At 69.3% G+C, this 14,795-nt stretch carries 15 protein-coding genes; 3 read left to right on the top strand and 12 right to left on the bottom strand.

Features of this window, described 5'->3' with window-relative positions:
- Positions 1-79: 79 nt before the first annotated feature.
- From smpB to FWJ47_RS05565, 11 genes are all read right to left on the bottom strand, one after another.
- Complete coding sequence (smpB, locus tag FWJ47_RS05615; RefSeq protein ID WP_281289258.1) at positions 80-577, bottom strand: SsrA-binding protein SmpB; 498 nt, start codon at positions 575-577, stop codon at positions 80-82.
- Positions 578-666: 89 nt separating this feature from the next.
- Complete coding sequence (gene ftsX, locus FWJ47_RS05610; RefSeq protein ID WP_147105278.1) at positions 667-1,584, bottom strand: permease-like cell division protein FtsX; 918 nt, start codon at positions 1,582-1,584, stop codon at positions 667-669.
- Positions 1,581-2,783, bottom strand: coding sequence for a cell division ATP-binding protein FtsE (ftsE, locus tag FWJ47_RS05605; RefSeq protein ID WP_147105275.1), 1,203 nt, complete (start codon positions 2,781-2,783; stop codon positions 1,581-1,583). Before ftsE ends, ftsX begins: the two co-directional genes overlap by 4 nt.
- 4 nt (positions 2,784-2,787) lie before the next feature.
- Positions 2,788-3,900, bottom strand: a complete 1,113-nt coding sequence (gene prfB, locus FWJ47_RS05600) for a peptide chain release factor 2 (protein WP_147105272.1) — start codon at positions 3,898-3,900, stop codon at positions 2,788-2,790.
- A 57-nt stretch (positions 3,901-3,957) separates the two neighbouring features.
- Positions 3,958-4,386: a hypothetical protein gene (locus FWJ47_RS05595; RefSeq protein ID WP_147105269.1), complete on the bottom strand. Its 429-nt coding sequence runs from the start codon at positions 4,384-4,386 to the stop codon at positions 3,958-3,960.
- Entirely contained in the window at positions 4,383-4,826 is a 444-nt protein-coding gene (locus FWJ47_RS05590; RefSeq protein WP_147105266.1) for a hypothetical protein, read from the bottom strand. Before FWJ47_RS05590 ends, FWJ47_RS05595 begins: the two co-directional genes overlap by 4 nt.
- Positions 4,795-5,196 (bottom strand): TadE family protein, encoded by a 402-nt coding sequence (locus FWJ47_RS05585; RefSeq protein ID WP_147105263.1) that lies wholly within the window; start codon positions 5,194-5,196, stop codon positions 4,795-4,797. Before FWJ47_RS05585 ends, FWJ47_RS05590 begins: the two co-directional genes overlap by 32 nt.
- A 7-nt stretch (positions 5,197-5,203) precedes the next feature.
- Positions 5,204-5,386, bottom strand: coding sequence for a hypothetical protein (locus FWJ47_RS05580; protein WP_147105260.1), 183 nt, complete (start codon positions 5,384-5,386; stop codon positions 5,204-5,206).
- 60 nt (positions 5,387-5,446) lie between these two features.
- Positions 5,447-6,376 carry a type II secretion system F family protein gene (locus FWJ47_RS05575; RefSeq protein ID WP_147105257.1) on the bottom strand — a complete coding sequence of 310 codons (930 nt, stop codon included), beginning with the start codon at positions 6,374-6,376 and terminating at the stop codon, positions 5,447-5,449.
- On the bottom strand, positions 6,373-7,236 hold the full coding sequence (locus FWJ47_RS05570; RefSeq protein ID WP_147105254.1) for a type II secretion system F family protein: 864 nt from the start codon (positions 7,234-7,236) through the stop codon (positions 6,373-6,375). Before FWJ47_RS05570 ends, FWJ47_RS05575 begins: the two co-directional genes overlap by 4 nt.
- The gene (locus FWJ47_RS05565; protein ID WP_147105251.1) at positions 7,233-8,453 is read right to left on the bottom strand and encodes a TadA family conjugal transfer-associated ATPase; all 1,221 of its coding nucleotides are present in this window, start codon (positions 8,451-8,453) and stop codon (positions 7,233-7,235) included. Before FWJ47_RS05565 ends, FWJ47_RS05570 begins: the two co-directional genes overlap by 4 nt.
- 250 nt (positions 8,454-8,703) lie before the next feature.
- Here FWJ47_RS05565 and FWJ47_RS05560 point away from each other — a divergent pair, with 250 nt between their 5' ends.
- The 3 genes from FWJ47_RS05560 (at position 8,704) to FWJ47_RS05550 (ending at position 13,863) form a co-directional block, all read left to right on the top strand.
- Entirely contained in the window at positions 8,704-12,489 is a 3,786-nt protein-coding gene (locus FWJ47_RS05560) for a type VII secretion EssC family protein (RefSeq protein ID WP_170228497.1), read from the top strand.
- Between the two features lie 81 nt (positions 12,490-12,570).
- Positions 12,571-13,233 carry a PepSY domain-containing protein gene (locus tag FWJ47_RS05555; protein WP_147105246.1) on the top strand — a complete coding sequence of 221 codons (663 nt, stop codon included), beginning with the start codon at positions 12,571-12,573 and terminating at the stop codon, positions 13,231-13,233.
- 114 nt (positions 13,234-13,347) lie between these two features.
- Positions 13,348-13,863 (top strand): MarR family winged helix-turn-helix transcriptional regulator, encoded by a 516-nt coding sequence (locus FWJ47_RS05550; RefSeq protein ID WP_147105243.1) that lies wholly within the window; start codon positions 13,348-13,350, stop codon positions 13,861-13,863.
- A gap of 24 nt (positions 13,864-13,887) precedes the next feature.
- Here the strand turns inward: FWJ47_RS05550 and FWJ47_RS05545 are convergent, their stop codons facing one another.
- A complete protein-coding gene (locus FWJ47_RS05545; RefSeq protein WP_170228496.1) occupies positions 13,888-14,781 on the bottom strand; it encodes an SseB family protein in 894 nt (297 codons plus the stop codon).
- Positions 14,782-14,795 lie beyond the last annotated feature (14 nt).

Below are 14,795 nucleotides of genomic sequence, written 5' to 3'. Positions count from 1 at the left end.
CGAGGCCCCGCGCCCCAAGACAGCAGAAGAGGGAGCACTCCATTGTGGGAGTGCTCCCTCTTCTTCGCTGAGAGGCGGCCTATGCCGCTGTGCGGTTCCGGATGCGCATCTCGCGCTGAGCCTCGCGGGCGTCCTGCTTCTCACGCAGCGTCTGGCGCTTGTCGAACTCGCGCTTGCCCCGGGCGACGCCGATCTCGACCTTCGCCCGGCCGTCCTTGAAGTACAGGCTCAGCGGAACGATCGTCAGACCGGGCGATTCGATCTGCCGGGAGATTTTGATGAGTTCCTTGCCGTGCAGCAGCAGCTTCCGCTTGCGGCGGGAGGAATGATTGGTCCACGTCCCGTTGAGGTACTCGGGGATGTGCACCTGCTCCAGCCACAGCTCGTTGCTGCGGTCGAAGGCCGCGAATCCGTCTGCCAGGGAGGCCTGCCCCTCACGGAGAGACTTCACCTCGGTGCCGGTCAGCACCAGGCCGGCCTCGTACTTGTCGAGAATCTCGTAGTCGTGCCGGGCTTTCCGGTTCTGGGCGACCATGTGGTTGTTGGGGTCGCGCTCATTGCGTTTCTTCTTCTTCACTGAGCTGCTGGATTTGCCCACAGGTCACCTCCTAGGACGCTCGGGCGCGGCAAAAGGACAGGAGACCACTATACCGACGTCGTCAATGCTCACACCCGCAGGTAGCGCCGGACTGTGATCCAGGATGAGAGGCCGGCGAGGCTCGCAGCTGCCAGCACCAGGCCGGGCATGATCACGAAGGAGTCCATCCCGGTGATGAAGAGGATCCCGGTGACCTGGGTGGGAAGCCATTGGCCGAGGAGGAACTCGGCGATCACCCAGGTCGCGGCGCAGGCCAGCAGGGAGCCGAAGACGGCGGCGATGATCCCTTCGAAGAGAAAGGGGGTGCGGATCATCGATTTGGAGGCCCCGACCATCCGCATGATGGAGGTCTCGCGGCGCCGGCTGAAGGCAGAGAGCCGGATGGTGGTGGAGACGAGCAGCACGGTGCACAGGATCATCACCGCGGCGATGATCACGACGACCAGGGTGAGGCCGTTGAGAATGCCGAAGATCTGGTCGAGGACCTCCTGCTGGTCAGCGACGTTCTCCACCCCGGGGACCCCGGCGAAGAGCTCGCTGAGGATCGGATGCTCCTCGGCGTCGACGAGGGTGATCCGGTAGGACTCGGGCATGTCCTCAGGGGTCAGGGAGGCGGCGCGCACGCTCTCCTCCCGCCCCTCGACGAAGTTCTCGAGCGCCTCCTCCTGGGATTCGTAGCGCCAGGACTCCACGTACTGGCTGGCGGCGCCGTCGTCGAGCATCTCTTCGATGGTCTCCTGCTGCTCGCCGGTGACCGCCCCGGTGGGACAGTTCGCCTCCGTGGAGGCGTCTGTGCAGAGGAAGACGCTGACCTCCAGCCGGTCATGGAAGTCTTCGGTCATCTGGTTGACCTGCAGCTGCATCAGCGCGGCGGCGCCGACGAAGCTCAGAGAGATGAAGGTGACCAGGACGACGGAGGCCACCATGGCGACGTTCTTTCGCAGGGAGCCGGCGGTCTCCCGGAGCATGTACGGGAGCTGGCTCATCGCTTTCCTCCCTTGTCGCTCTTGTCGCTGTCGTGCCGGAAGCTGAAGCGCTCACGGAGGTCCTGCTCGGCGGCCGCGCCGCCGAACTGTGATTCGCCGCTGCCCTCAGCGCCCTGGCTGAGCCAGCCGAGGCGGGGCGCGTGCGCGGGCTTGGGCTCCTGCGAGCCGGCCGCCGGGCTCCTCTCGGCGCGCTGCGTCTCAGCGGGGATCTGCGGGTTGGGCTGAGTGTCGGGCTCGCCCTCGTCCTGAGGCAGGACGCGCTCCTGGAAGCGGTCCTCCTCATGGACGGTGTCATCCCCTGGCCAGGTGACCCGGTAGATAGCTTCCGAGGAGTCCTCCTGTCCGTCGGCGGATTCCTGCTCGGCGGACCCCCCTTCGGCTGCTTTCCGCACATGGGCGGGATCATCCTTCTGCAGGGTGGGGATCGCTTCGGTGCGCATGGGGATGGGGTCCTGGGCGCGCAGCCCGGAGCCGGCTTCCTCGGCGACGAGCGCCTCCCAGGCGGGGGATCCTTCGGGCGGGTCGTAGGAGCCGGGCGCCTGGTCTCGGACAAGCTCGCCCCGGTGCAGCTGGACGACCCTGCGCGACATGCTGTCGACGATGGCCCGGTCGTGGGTCGCCATGATGACCGTGGTGCCGGAGTCGTTGATGCGTCGCAGGATGTTCATCACCTCGTCGGAGGCGCGCGGGTCCAGGTTTCCGGTGGGTTCGTCGGCCAGCAGGATGGAGGGCTTGTTGACGACGGCGCGGGCGATGGCGGCACGCTGCTGCTCTCCGCCGGAGATTTCATGAGGGTAGCGGCGCGCCAGGTGCTCCAGGCCGACCCGCTGCAGGGTCTTGGTGACGCGGGGCCGGATGTGGCTTCGCTTGGCGCCGGTGACTCGCATGGCGAAGGCGACGTTCTCGAAGACGGTCTTGTCGGGGAGCAGGCGGAAGTCCTGGAAGACCATGCCGATGGATCGCCGGTACTGGGGCACGCGGCGTTCGAGCATCATCGCGAGGTTCTGCCCGGCGACGGTGACTCGTCCGTTGCTGGGCAGTCCTTCGCGCAGGATCATGCGCAGGAGGGTGGATTTTCCGGAGCCGGAGGCTCCGATGAGGAACACGAAGTCCCCGCGCAGGAACTCCACGGAGATGTCCTGCAGCGCAGGCTTCTCCCCGGAGCCGTAGGTGCGGGTGACCTGGTCGAACCGGATCACCTGACTAGGAGTCCTCTCCGCCCTGTCCGCGCCAGCGGATGCCTGATTCGATGAAGCCTTCCAGCTCGCCGTTGAGGACCTTGTCGGCGTTGCCGGTCTCGTGGCCGGTGCGCAGGTCCTTGACCATCTGGTAGGGGTGCAGCACGTAGGAGCGGATCTGGTCGCCCCAGGAGGCCTTGATGTCGCCGGCGAGCTCCTTCTTCTCGGCGGCCTCCTCCTGCTTCTTCAGCAGCAGCAGCCTGGCCTCGAGCACCCGCATGGCAGCGGCACGGTTCTGGATCTGCGACTTCTCGTTCTGCATGGACACCACGGTGCCGGTGGGCAGGTGGGTGATGCGCACGGCGGAGTCGGTGGTGTTGACCGACTGGCCGCCGGGCCCGGAGGAGCGGTAGACGTCGATCTTCAGGTCGTTCTCGTCGATGTCGACGGATTCGGTGCCTTCGAGCAGGGGGATGACTTCAACGGCGGCGAAGCTGGTCTGTCGGCGGCCCTGGTTGTCGAAGGGGCTGATGCGCACGAGCCGGTGGGTGCCGGCTTCCACGGAGAGGGTCCCGAAGGCGTACGGGGCTTTGATCTCGAAGGTGGCGGACTTCAGTCCGGCCTCTTCGGCGTAGGAGGTGTCGAGGACTTTGACGGCCCACTCGCGGGTCTCGGCCCACCGGGTGTACATGCGCAGCAGCATCTCTGCGAAGTCTGCGGCGTCAACGCCTCCTGCACCGGCGCGGATGGTCACGACGGCGTCGCGCTCGTCGTACTCGCCGGACATCAGTGTGACGATCTCGAGGGACTCGAGGGCTTTGCGGATGCTTCTGAGCTCGTTGACGGCTTCAGCCCGGGTGTCTTCGTCGGATTCCTCGGCGGCCATCTCGGCCATGATCTCGACGTCTTCGAGGCGGCCTTCGAGCTTGTCGACCCGGTCAAGCTGGGCCTGCTTGTGGCTCAGCTGGGAGTTGACCCGCTGAGCGTTCTCCTGGTGGTCCCACAGGTTGGGATCTGCGGCCTGCTGCTCGAGGTCTGCGACTTCGGCGCGCAGCGCGTCAAGGTCTATGACCTCGGTGATGCGGCGCAGGGTGTCGCGCAGCTCGGCCAATTCGGCGGGAAAGTCTGTCTCTGCCATAACGTCACCACACTACCGGGCTGGCGGGGATTCCGAGGTGAGCCAGGCCGGGGCCAGTCATCGGTCCACCTCAAGACGGGTGTGGGACTCCTGGACGAGCTCCACCCGTGCCGGCAGGATGCGGTGCGCCAGCGGAAGCTCCGCGGTCGCGCCGAGCCGCAGGTGGGCGGTCTGTCCGTCTGCGCCCGTCCAGGCTGCCACCACCGTGAGATTGTCGTGCCGGCTGTGCGCCCCGGAGAGCTCTAGGTGCTCCTGGGCCCGATGCCTGATCTGAGCATCCGAGAGCTGCGGCGCCCGGCCCGGCGCCACGCTCTGATGCTCGACGGCGGCGGAGACCGCCCCGTCGGCCTCGGCCAGCAGCTGGCGCGCCTGCAGGTTCACCGCGGTCGCTCCGAGCACGACGGCGCACAGAAGGAGCAGCAGGGCGAAGAACCCGAGGGTGAGGATGCTGATCTGCCCGCTCTCCTCGTGCGGAAGTCGTCTCATTCCGGCTCCTTCCGCACGTGGGCGGCCGAGGAGGAGACCGTCAGAAGCTGGGGCTGAAAGCCGAGGAATTCGGGGACGGCGGGCATGGAGACGCCCACGTGGACGGTGTAGGTGACTACCGTGCCCGGCTCGTCGCAGGGACCTGCACAGGCACGGGTGACCTCTGCGGCCTCACGCCCGATGCCGAAGTCCGCCAGTGTGGTGGCCACTGAGCTCTCTGCCTGGACGGGGTCTCCGGCGGCGGCGTAGACCTTGGCGGCCTGGTCCGCCGCGCCGGTGGCGGCGTAGGCGGCTGACTGCACCGCCGCGGCGGCGGTGATGAGCCAGAGCACCGGAAGGATGAGCAGCAGGGTCAGCGCCAGGAATTCGATGATGGCTGAGCCCTCCTCCGGGCTCTCCGGGGCTCGATCAGCCCCTCTGGGGCTCGCTGATACGGGCATGGCCGGTCACCTCCCACTCGTCGAAGCCGGCCGCCCAGCTGATCACTGGGATCTCGACGGCCACCCGGACCTGCAGCATCTGTCCCTGGGGGGTGCTGACCTGCTGATGGCTGACCTCTCCGGCGAAGTGGGAGGCCACCGACGAGCTGATCAGCTCCCTCGTGCGTCGGCTCCCGTCCTCCGGCGTCCTGTCAGCGAGCGCCCCGAAGCGTGCACCGGTGCTGGCAGCGTCGATCATGGTGTTGCGCACATGCAGGGCCAGCCCCAGCTGCATGACAGCGAGGATGACGATGACGACCAGGCAGGCCACCATGGTGAACTCCACGGGGGCGGATCCCTCCTCATTCTGCACGGCGGCTGCCCGGACCATGGCGGCGTCAGGGCCGGACTTGGCTGATGGCGCTTTCGAAGAGCTCGCCCAGCAGGGGCTGTGCGAGGGCGAGCAGGCCGGCGACAAGCATCGCTGACATGGCTGCGATCATGACCCAGCCCGGGATGTCCCCCTGTTCATCCTGGTGGGCGCGGGCGGCGTGCTCTCTGAGCTTGGCGGTGATGCTCATCGGTGTTCTCCGTTCGGTGTGAGTGAGTGGTTCTTGGAAGATGCGGCACGAACGAGGCGGTCACGTGCCGGAGGACAGCAGGGCGGCCCCTGGGAAGACAGCAAAAAGAACGGTCAATGGCATGATCCCGAAGACCAGGGGTACGAGCATGCCGATCTCTTTGCGGCCGGCGGCTTCCATCAGCTCTCTCTTGGAGAGCTCTTGGACGTCGGCAGCCTGGGCGCGCATCACCTCCGCGAGCGGGGTGCCCCGTTCGACGGCGACGAGGACCCCGTCGAGGAACCGTCCGAGCGGCGGGAGGTCAAGCCGGCGGCTGAGCTCCCGGCAGGCCTCTGGGAAGCTGGCCCCGGAGCGGATGTGGTGCAGCATGCGGGTGAATTCGGCCGCGAGCTCGCCGCGGCTGAGCCGACCGATGCGTTCGAATGCGGCCGGAGCAGATTCGCCGGCGCCCACGGCGAGCGCCATCATCTCAGCGACTGCGGGGAACTCTTCGAGCATGCGTCGGCGACGCCGGCGGGTGCGGGCGTTGAGCAGGCAGTCTCGGGCGGCGATGCCGATCACGGCTGCGCCGCCCAGAAGAACGACGGCGAGCGGCGCGTTGAACCGCCCTGAGACCGCGGCGAAGGCGTTGACGAGCACTGTCAGCCCGACTGCGCCGGCGGCGGCCGCCAGCTGTTGGAGACGGTACTGGGCCACGGTCAACTGCAGGTCCGCCTGGTCCAGGCGGCGGGTCAGCTGGGCGGCGTCGATGCTGAAGCGGTCGAGCTGGGCGGCTGCGGACTCGATGAAGGGCTTGAATATGCCCGCCGCACCGGTCAGCACTGTGGGGACGTTCCCGTCCGACGCTCCCGGGGCGCTGCTGCGCACGTAGGGGGCGATGCGCTCCGCAAGCTGCGGCTGGTTCATGGCGGGCGCTCCTGCGGCTATGAGCAGCAGGCCGAGGCCCACGCCGAGGCCTGCCGCCCCTGCCCAGATGATTTCTGCTGTCATGCCAGCACCCGTCTCTCCTGGGGGAGGGCTCCGATGCGCAGCATCAGCCGGTAGCAGACGAGGGAGATCACCAGGCCGGCCCCGAGCACGAAAGTTCCCGTGGCCCCGGCGTAGGCCTGGGCGGCCGCCGGCTGGGTGGCAAGAAGAAGCACCACCGCCCAGGGAGCGGCGACGGCGAGCCGGGCCCCGTTCACGGTCCATGACTTTCTGGCTTCGAGCTCGCTGCGGGTCCTCGCCTGCTCCCGGAGGAACGCACTGAGAGTGCTCAGCAGCCGGCCCAGGTCCGTGCCGCCGACCTCCCGGGTGATCTGCAGCGCGGCGACGATCCGGTCTCCGACCGGGTCGGCGAGGCGGTCCTTGAGCCGAGTGAGCGCGGTTTGCAGAGTCTGACCCGACCGCCAGTCCCGGCCGAACTCATCGAAGGGCTCGCGCAGCGGCTCGGGGCCCTCCGACGCGAGCCGAATCAGCGACTCCGGCAGGCTGAGCCCGGAGCGGACCCCTGCCCTGAGGTGGTCGACGGCGTCGGGCCAGACGTCGAGCAGCTGAGTGCGCCGCCGTCGAGCCTGCCAGCGCAGCGTCGCCCAGGGCGCTGCTGCGGCGAAGAGGGCGAAGCACCCGGCGATCGGGGCCGCTGCAGTGAGCGCGAAGAGGGCCAGAAAGACGAGGAGGGCGCAGCCGGCCGCGGCCAGTGCCGGAGCAGCTGCGGGTGTCCCCGGGTGCCCGGCCTCATCCAGCAGGCGGCGAAGCAGCCCGGCGGGGCGGCTGGACCGCCGCGCGGTGGGCTGGCGGGGCCAGAAGGAGCAGAGAATCAGGACCAGCCCGCCGGCCAGGCAGAGTCCGAGCAGCACCGCGGCGGTCACCGCTGCGCTCCCTGCAGCAGCTGGCGGGCCGCCGCGGGCAGGCGCGGGTCGTCGAAGACCGCGGTTCCGCTGGGCCGCAGGGTCTCACCGTCGTGCCGGAAGAGGCTGGATGTCTCGATGGTCTCGCCCTCGACCCTCCCTGAGACCCCGAGGATCTCCTCGACATGCCGGTGCCCGGAGACGGTGCGCACGCAGTGGACCACCAAGTCGATGCAGGAGGCGACCGTCGGCACGATGAACCCGGCGGAGATGTTCTCCCCGGCGAGCATCGGCAGTGTGCAGATCTTGGTCAGGGCATCCTGGGCGGAGTTCGCGTGGACGCTGGCCGCTCCGGGCAGGCCGCTGTTGAGCGCGATGAGCATGTCGAGGCTCTCCGCCTCCCGCACCTCGCCGACGATGAGCCGGTCCGGCCGCATTCGCAGCGCCTCCTTGACCAGGCGGCGCAGGGGGATCTCCCCGGTGCCCTCGAGGCTGGGCTGGCGGCACTGCAGGCCCACCACGTCGCGCAGCGGGATCTGCAGCTCGAAGATCTCCTCCACGCTGACGATGCGTTCCCGCGGCCCCGACGCGGCCGAGACGCAGTTGAGCATCGTCGTCTTCCCCGCCTGGGTGGCACCCGATACGAGGATGTTCATGCCGGCGCCCACCGCCAGACTCAGGAATTCGGCGGCTTCCCAGGTCAGCGAGCCCCGGCGGACAAGGTCGTCCATGCTCGCGGCGCGGGAGATGAATTTGCGGATGTTCACCGCCCAGTGCCGACGTGTGATGTCCGGGATGGCCACGTGCAGACGGGAGCCGTCCGGCAGGGCCGCGTCCACAAACGGTGATGAGACGTCCAGACGGCGGCCGCTGCTCTTCAGCATCCGCTCCACCAGATCCCGCACCCGGGAGTCGGAGAGTGTGATCGAGGTCAGCTCGGAACGGCCGCCCCGGCTGCAGAAGACCTCACTGGGCCCGTTGATCCAGATCTCCTCCACATCCGGGTCGTCCAGCAGCGGCTGAAGCTCCCCGAAGCCTGCCACGCTGTCGTAGATCTCCGCGGCGGTCTCCTCGCCGGAGCGCAGAACCGGCAGGGCAGAGACCAGCGACCTCCGCTCGTACTCAGCGACAGTGGTCTCCACCAGCCGGCGAACCTCGGCCGGATTCTCTCCCGGGTCGATGCCGCGGGCTCGAATGAGCTCACGCACCTCATCCTCAACAATGCCGGCAGCGTCCATGCCTAGCTCCCTCACAGGGCACACCTCTGCCAAGGCAGGATGGTGCCCAGAATTCCGTTCCGTCCATTCCGTTCGGCACCGGGCCGCCCGTCACAGGGCCCAGTGCTTCTCACACATTAGCCCATTCGGCGCACCACCACGCCACCGGTGTGGAAAACATGACGAGCATGGTGCGGGGACCTACGAGATATCCACAAGCTCCGGGCACGGCCCAGCGCGGAGGGCGGCGACGCACCTAGCCTTCCTGCTCATGAGCTTCTCCCTGACCCTGGTCCACGCACCAGGAAGCCTGGGCCCCCAGCAGTGGGACTCCCTGCAGAGCTGGGCGCCCGGTCCCGAACCCCATGAGGCGCAGCTGCGTGTGGATGTCGGCGGCAGTCACGTCGAGGCCTCCGGCGCCCAGCTGGCTGAGGCGCTGCGGAGCCTGCCTGAGCTGGACGGCGCTGCGCTCATCTGCGCAGGGCGCCACCTGGAGCGGCTGGAGGCCGGCAGCGTCCACATCCACCCCGGCATGGTGGTGGTCGCCGGGGACGCTCCAGGTTCGGCACCGGGGGCGCACGGGCAGCTGGCCGTCAGCGTGGAGACCGGGCCCGACGCCGGGCAGCTGCGCCCGCTCACCCGCGGTGAGCACACGATCGGCCGCGGACACGCTGACCTGCGCATCGCAGACCTCGCCGTCTCACGCGAGGAGGGCACCCTGGATGTGGGCCGGACCGCGGTGCGCTTCGTGCACGACGGCGGCGAGCGCCGCCTCACCACCCAGGACACCTTGGAGCTGGGATCCAGCACCCTGCGTCTGGTGCGCAGCGCCCCGGACCAGCCCTCTGCCCTCGCCTGGCCGCCGGCGCCGGCGGTGATCGAGGAGAAGCCGCCGGAGGCCAAGCACCGGATGATGCTGGCGATGGCGTGCATTCCCCTGGTGATCGGCCTGGTGATGGTGGCGGTGACCGGCATGTGGTTCTTCCTGCTGTTCTCCGCGGCCAGCGCGCTGGTGGCCGCTGCCGTGGTGCTCGACGCCGGCAGGCGGGGCCGCCGGTACCGCCGTGCAGTGCGCGACGCTGCCGCGGAGTGGGCAGCCCGCACTGAGTCTCTGCCCTCGCCGGGGATTCTGGCTCAGCTGCTCGGTGAGGATCCGGCGCTGCAGCTGGTGCATGCAGGCGGGACGCACGTGCCTGGAGCGACCGCCGCTGACCAGGTGCCGCCCCTCTGCCCAGCGGTCCGGCTCGGCGTCGCGGTCACCCGAGCCTGTGCGGAGACGGCGTCGGTGAGCACCGACCTGCCCGCTGAGCTGCTGGAGACTCCCGCCGTCGCCGCCCTGCCCCTGCGCGCCGGTGAGGTCACGGTGCTGCGGGGTCCGGAGCGCGATGTCGAGCGTTGTCTGCGGTGGCTGCTGCTGCAGCTGCTGCTCGGCTCATCCCGAGTGCCCGTAGTCGTGACGGCGGAGGCGTTTCTGGCAGGCCTGCCCGCCTGTGCGGAGGACGCCGCTGGGCTGAAGATTCTGCGCCGCGCAGAGAGCTTAGGCGATGGGCTGGAGGGCGGGCCGGGAATTCTCCTCGCGGAGCGGCTGGACTCCGCCCAGGTGCGGGCGGTCCGCGAGTGCGGTTGGCATGTGGTGCTGCGCCACGCATCGCAGCTGGCCGGGCCAGTGGGGGAAGCCGATCTGGAGGCCGGGACGATCACCCGGCGCGAGGGGTCCCGCGGCGCAGCAGAGTTCTGGGGCCTGCGGTTCGACGGGCTCTCCGCTGAGACGTTCGAGGCCCTGCTGCGCCGTGGACTGCCGCACTCATGGGCGGGCAGCACCGCACAGGGTCACGTGCCGCCCCGGTGCGTGACCCGTCTGCCGCAGCCGCCGTTCCCTGACCGGGCCGCTGAGAGCCTCATCGCGGATCTGGGACGAGGGCGGGACGGCCCAGTGCTGCTGGACCTGGTGGCCGACGGGCCTCATCTGCTTCTCGGAGGAACCACCGGGTCCGGCAAGTCGGAGCTGCTCAAGACACTGACGCTGTCCCTAGCCGGCCGGTACGGGCCGGAGGAGCTGAACTTTGTCCTCTTCGACTTCAAGGGCGGGGCGACCTTCCACCAGCTCAACCAGCTGGAGCACTCCCTGGGACTGATCACTGACCTCTCCCAGGCGCAGGCAGAACGGACCCTGGAGTCCATCCGCAGCGAGCTGGTCCGTCGGGAGAAGCTGTTCCTGGAGGCCGACGCGGGCGACTACGGCGAATACAGACGCGCCCGCCCGGACAGTCCGCTGGCTCGGATACTGGTGGTGATCGACGAGTTCCGGATCTTCTCCCACGAGCTGCCGGGAACGATGGATGAGCTGATGCGCATCGCTACCCTGGGTCGGTCGCTGGGACTGCACCTGGTGCTGTCGACCCAGCGGCCCCAGGGCGTCGTGACCGCAGACATCCGGGCGAATATCGGTGCGACGATCGCCCTTCGGGTCCGCACCGAGGAGGAATCCACAGAGCTGATCGGCTCGCCGGAGGCAGGCAGCATCACCTCCTCGCTGCCGGGCCGGGCGCTGCTGCGCCGCGGAGGCGCACCGGCCGAAGAGTTCCAGACCGCCCAGACCAGCGGCCCGGAGCAGAAGCTCAGCGCAGTCCCGGCTGCCGCGCCCGCGGCGCATGCCCCTGCAGGAACACCGGTGCGCAGCATCGTGGCCCGCCTCAATGCTCAGCTCACCGCCGCCGGACGGCACCGCCGGCACACGCCGCTGACGCCGCCGCTGCCGGAGTCCCTGTCTGCGGAGTATGAGGAGGCAGCCGCCCAACTCGGACTGATCGACCTGCCCCTGGAGCAGCACCAGCGGCCCCTGAGCCTGAACCCGGCCCGGCCGCAGACGGCAGGGATCGCCGGGGAACCCGATGCCGGCGGCAGCCGGGCTCTCGCCGCAGCGGCCCGACAGCTTGCCGGTCACCGCAGCGGACCCGAGCTGCATCTGCTCGACGGGGACAATTCGCTGAACGGCCTCTCCGGCCACCCCGCAGTCGCCTCCCTGCTGACGCCGGAGACGCTTCCAGAGGCGGAGCGGCTCATCAGTGAGCTGCGCACGGAGATGAACGCCCGCCGTCTCCTCGGCAAGGAGGATGCCGCACCCGTGGTGCTCATCCTGACCGGCTACAGCCAGTGGCATGCCGCCCTGCAGTCGAGCCCAGCGGAGCACGATCTCCTCACCCTCGCCGGGGAGGGTCCCGCCGCGGGACTCTCCGTGCTGGTCTCCGGGGGCCGTGAGCTGGCGATGGGCAAGCTGGGCGGCCGGCTCTCCACTGCGATCTACCTGCCCTTCGGGGCCAGCGAGGACATTCGCTACGTCTGGCCCAAGCTGCGCCGCGTCGACTCCCTGCCGGGCCGCGGCGTCGTCATCGACCCGGCGACCCCCTCCCCCGGCTTGGAGGTCCAGCTGGTGCACGACGTCGGCGCGATCCCCGCACCAGCGCCGCGCACCCGCCCACCTGCCGTCAGAGTGCGGCCGCTGCCGGAGCGCCTCAGCTCAAGCGACCTGAAGGATCCTGAGGCCGACGACGACGTGCTGACCGTCGGAGTCGAGCAGTTCAGCCTGGCCCCTGCCCAGCTTCGTCTGGGCCCGGTGAATCTTGTGGTCGGCTCCCCCAGCACCGGCAAGACCTCAGCGCTGCGGCTCCTGGAGAACAGAATTCGTGGGTCCGTTCTGCTCAGCGGCGGGACGGACTGGCAGCTGCCCGCGCAGCCTGGGGCGCTGCTGGTCGACGACGCCCACCGGTGCACCCCCGAGCAGCACGCCGCTCTGCAGCGCGCCTCTGCGGCCGGGACCGTGATCGTGGCCTCCGCTCTGCCGAGCCCCGCTGTGTTCAGCCACCTGCCGTGGTCCCATCCGGCCCGCACCCAGGGCGCGAACCTCCTGCTCAGCCCAGTGCATCGCTCTGAGGCGGACGCGTTCGCGATGATGGTCCCGGTCCTTCCGCGGCCGATTCCCGGGCGGGCGGTGCACCTGCGCCCTGAGGGACCGCGGATCATCCAGGTGGCCCACCGCGAAGACCTTCTGAGCGGATGAGGCCATACGACGCTCCTCATCCAAGCTGATGTTCAGCGGCTCCTAGGTGCTTTTGCAGACTCCGGGCGTACCAATGGGGGCATGGAGATCAAGAGCACCACTTTCGGAATCCTGTCCGTCGCTGCCGCCACCACCCTGGCCCTGGCCGCCTGCGCGCCTGACGAGGAGAACGGCGCCGGCACCGCGGACGACCAGAACGGTGCCCAGGAGGACACCGCTGACAACGGAGAGGCCGAGTTCGAGGAGGACGGCGCCGACGACGCCGAGACCGCGCCCACCGACGAGGCGACCGACACGGACGGCGCGGCGAACGAAGCCAACGGGGACGGCGCCGACGACCAGGCCGGCGGAGAGGGAGCGGCCTACGAGGCCGCCGAGGCGATCGCTGAGGAGTACCCCGACGCCGTGGTCAGCCAGTTCGAGGTGGAGTCCGACGAGATCGAGGTGGACCTCTACGACCTCGAGGCTGACGCCGAGCTCGAGCTGGAGCTGGACCCGGAGACCTACGAAGTCATCGACGAGGAGCAGGACGACCTCGACTCTGACGACCGTCAGAAGGCTGAGGCCGTGGAGATCGACTTCGTCGAAGCCCTGCAGGCCGCTGAGGACGAGGGCGGCGCTGAGCCGGAGGATGCCGACCTCGACGACGAGAACGGAACCGTGGTCTGGGAGATCGAGCTCGTGGACGGCACCGAGGTCTACATCGACGTGTCCACAGGCGACGTCGTCGAGAGCGGCTCCTGACCCCTCCCTGCCCCTTCCCCGCAGAGGGCCCGCACTCGGCCGCGGCTGGTGCGGGCCCTCTGCAGTCCCACGCTGTTCCACGCTGTCAGGGAGCCGATATAATGACGCTTCCATATGACGAGCACGCCTGAGGAGAGCCCTGTGACCGCCGAGCCCCGTTCAGCCGAGGAGCACGGCCGCAGCCTCACCGGCCACTCCCCCAAGGCGAAGGCCTGGCGGTCCTTCTTGGAGGCTTCGGCGCTGATCACCCAGCAGATGGAGAAGCGGCTGCACGCGGCCACCGGGCTGAAGCTGGCTGACTACAACCTTCTGCTCACCCTCGCGGAAGCTCCCCAGCAGGCGCTGCGCATGGGCGAGCTGGCCGAGCACATGATCTTCTCGCCTTCCCGCATCTCCTACCAGGTGAAGGTGCTCAGCGAGCGGGGACTGGTGGAGCGTTTCCACTGCTCCCAGGACAAGCGCGGGATGACGGCCCGCCTCACCCCAGCCGGCCAGGAGGCATTCGCCGCGGCGTCCAAGGTTCACGCTCAGCACATCAGGGAGCTGTTCCACCCCGCGCTGGACGATGCTGAGGCCGAGCAGCTCCGCGTGATCTCCGAGAACATGCAGCGGCACCTCGGCTCTGTCTGAGCCGATGAGCCGGACGGTGCCGAACTAGACGGCCTCGGCCGGCACAACCTCCGCCGAATCGGCCCGGCGCCGCAGCAGCGGCACCTCCTCAAGCCCGCTGGAAACAGCCGCGAGGGCGAGCCGACGGGCGACGTCGTCAGTCCCCTCATCCATCACCACGCCGATCCGCAGCTCCGGGCCCGTGCCGCCGCCGAGAACCGTCCGTCCTGACGGGGTGCGGGTGATGGTGCCGGGGCCGGGCTGAATGACCAGCTGGGCGACGCCTGGGGCCGTCTCAACCAGCTCGTGCAGCGCAGCGGCGAGCTCCTGGTCCTGATAGGCGGGGGTCCATGCGGTTCCCTGCGCGAGAGCCTCCACGGCGGGGCGGCGGACCACGAAAGTCAGTTCGGGCGCACTGTCAGCCTCGGGTCCTGCGGCCCCTGGGTCCAGGACCACCAGTTCGGCCCCCTCGGCCAGGGCTGCGAGGAAGACCCGTTCGGTCTCCGCGGCTACGGGACGGGCCTGTGGATGCCAGGCGGTGAGCGCCTCCACGGAGGTGAAGATCGGCATCGCCGAGCGTCCGTCCGAAGCGGTGAGGGTCACCAGGGAGATGTCTGCCTCTTTGTCGCCGTGCTCGGCGTCCCCGTGCCCGGCGGCGATCACCGGGGCGAAGAGGCGCTGCCCGGCCAGGGCGTTGACGAATTCTGCCTCGTCCGCCACGCCGTCGATCAGTGCTGAGCGCGCCTGCGCCACCGCGGGCGCGGCGAGGCCGTCGTCGCCGTCGAAGGTGTGAAGCGGGTTCCCCTCGCCGGAGAGGTCCCGGTGCTGCCACGGGATGCCCGCGGAGTCCGCCGGCCTCCCGTCGGCGCTCCGATGCTGCCTGCCCAGCAGGTTGGCGATGTGGGCGGGGAGCTCCTTGGCGCTGTCGTTCTCAGCCACGGACTGGGGTCGGC

The sequence above is a fragment of the Nesterenkonia populi genome, assembly GCF_007994735.1.
GTDB classification, from domain to species: Bacteria; Actinomycetota; Actinomycetes; order Actinomycetales; family Micrococcaceae; genus Nesterenkonia; species Nesterenkonia populi.
Note: the sequence above shows the minus strand (reverse complement) of the source record. Positions and strands in the feature narration are given on the sequence as shown.

Excerpts from the sequence above, each read along its gene's own strand:
- ftsX (WP_147105278.1), bottom strand. The coding sequence starts at position 1,584 with ATGAGCCAGCTCCCGTACATGCTCCGGGAGACCGCCGGCTCCCTGCGA.
- prfB (WP_147105272.1), bottom strand. The coding sequence starts at position 3,900 with ATGGCAGAGACAGACTTTCCCGCCGAATTGGCCGAGCTGCGCGACACC.
- FWJ47_RS05595 (WP_147105269.1), bottom strand. The coding sequence starts at position 4,386 with ATGAGACGACTTCCGCACGAGGAGAGCGGGCAGATCAGCATCCTCACC.
- FWJ47_RS05590 (WP_147105266.1), bottom strand. The coding sequence starts at position 4,826 with ATGCCCGTATCAGCGAGCCCCAGAGGGGCTGATCGAGCCCCGGAGAGC.
- FWJ47_RS05585 (WP_147105263.1), bottom strand. The coding sequence starts at position 5,196 with ATGGTCCGGGCAGCCGCCGTGCAGAATGAGGAGGGATCCGCCCCCGTG.
- FWJ47_RS05580 (WP_147105260.1), bottom strand. The coding sequence starts at position 5,386 with ATGAGCATCACCGCCAAGCTCAGAGAGCACGCCGCCCGCGCCCACCAG.
- FWJ47_RS05575 (WP_147105257.1), bottom strand. The coding sequence starts at position 6,376 with ATGACAGCAGAAATCATCTGGGCAGGGGCGGCAGGCCTCGGCGTGGGC.
- FWJ47_RS05565 (WP_147105251.1), bottom strand. The coding sequence starts at position 8,453 with ATGGACGCTGCCGGCATTGTTGAGGATGAGGTGCGTGAGCTCATTCGA.
- FWJ47_RS05560 (WP_170228497.1), top strand. The coding sequence starts at position 8,704 with ATGAGCTTCTCCCTGACCCTGGTCCACGCACCAGGAAGCCTGGGCCCC.
- FWJ47_RS05555 (WP_147105246.1), top strand. The coding sequence starts at position 12,571 with ATGGAGATCAAGAGCACCACTTTCGGAATCCTGTCCGTCGCTGCCGCC.
- FWJ47_RS05550 (WP_147105243.1), top strand. The coding sequence starts at position 13,348 with ATGACGAGCACGCCTGAGGAGAGCCCTGTGACCGCCGAGCCCCGTTCA.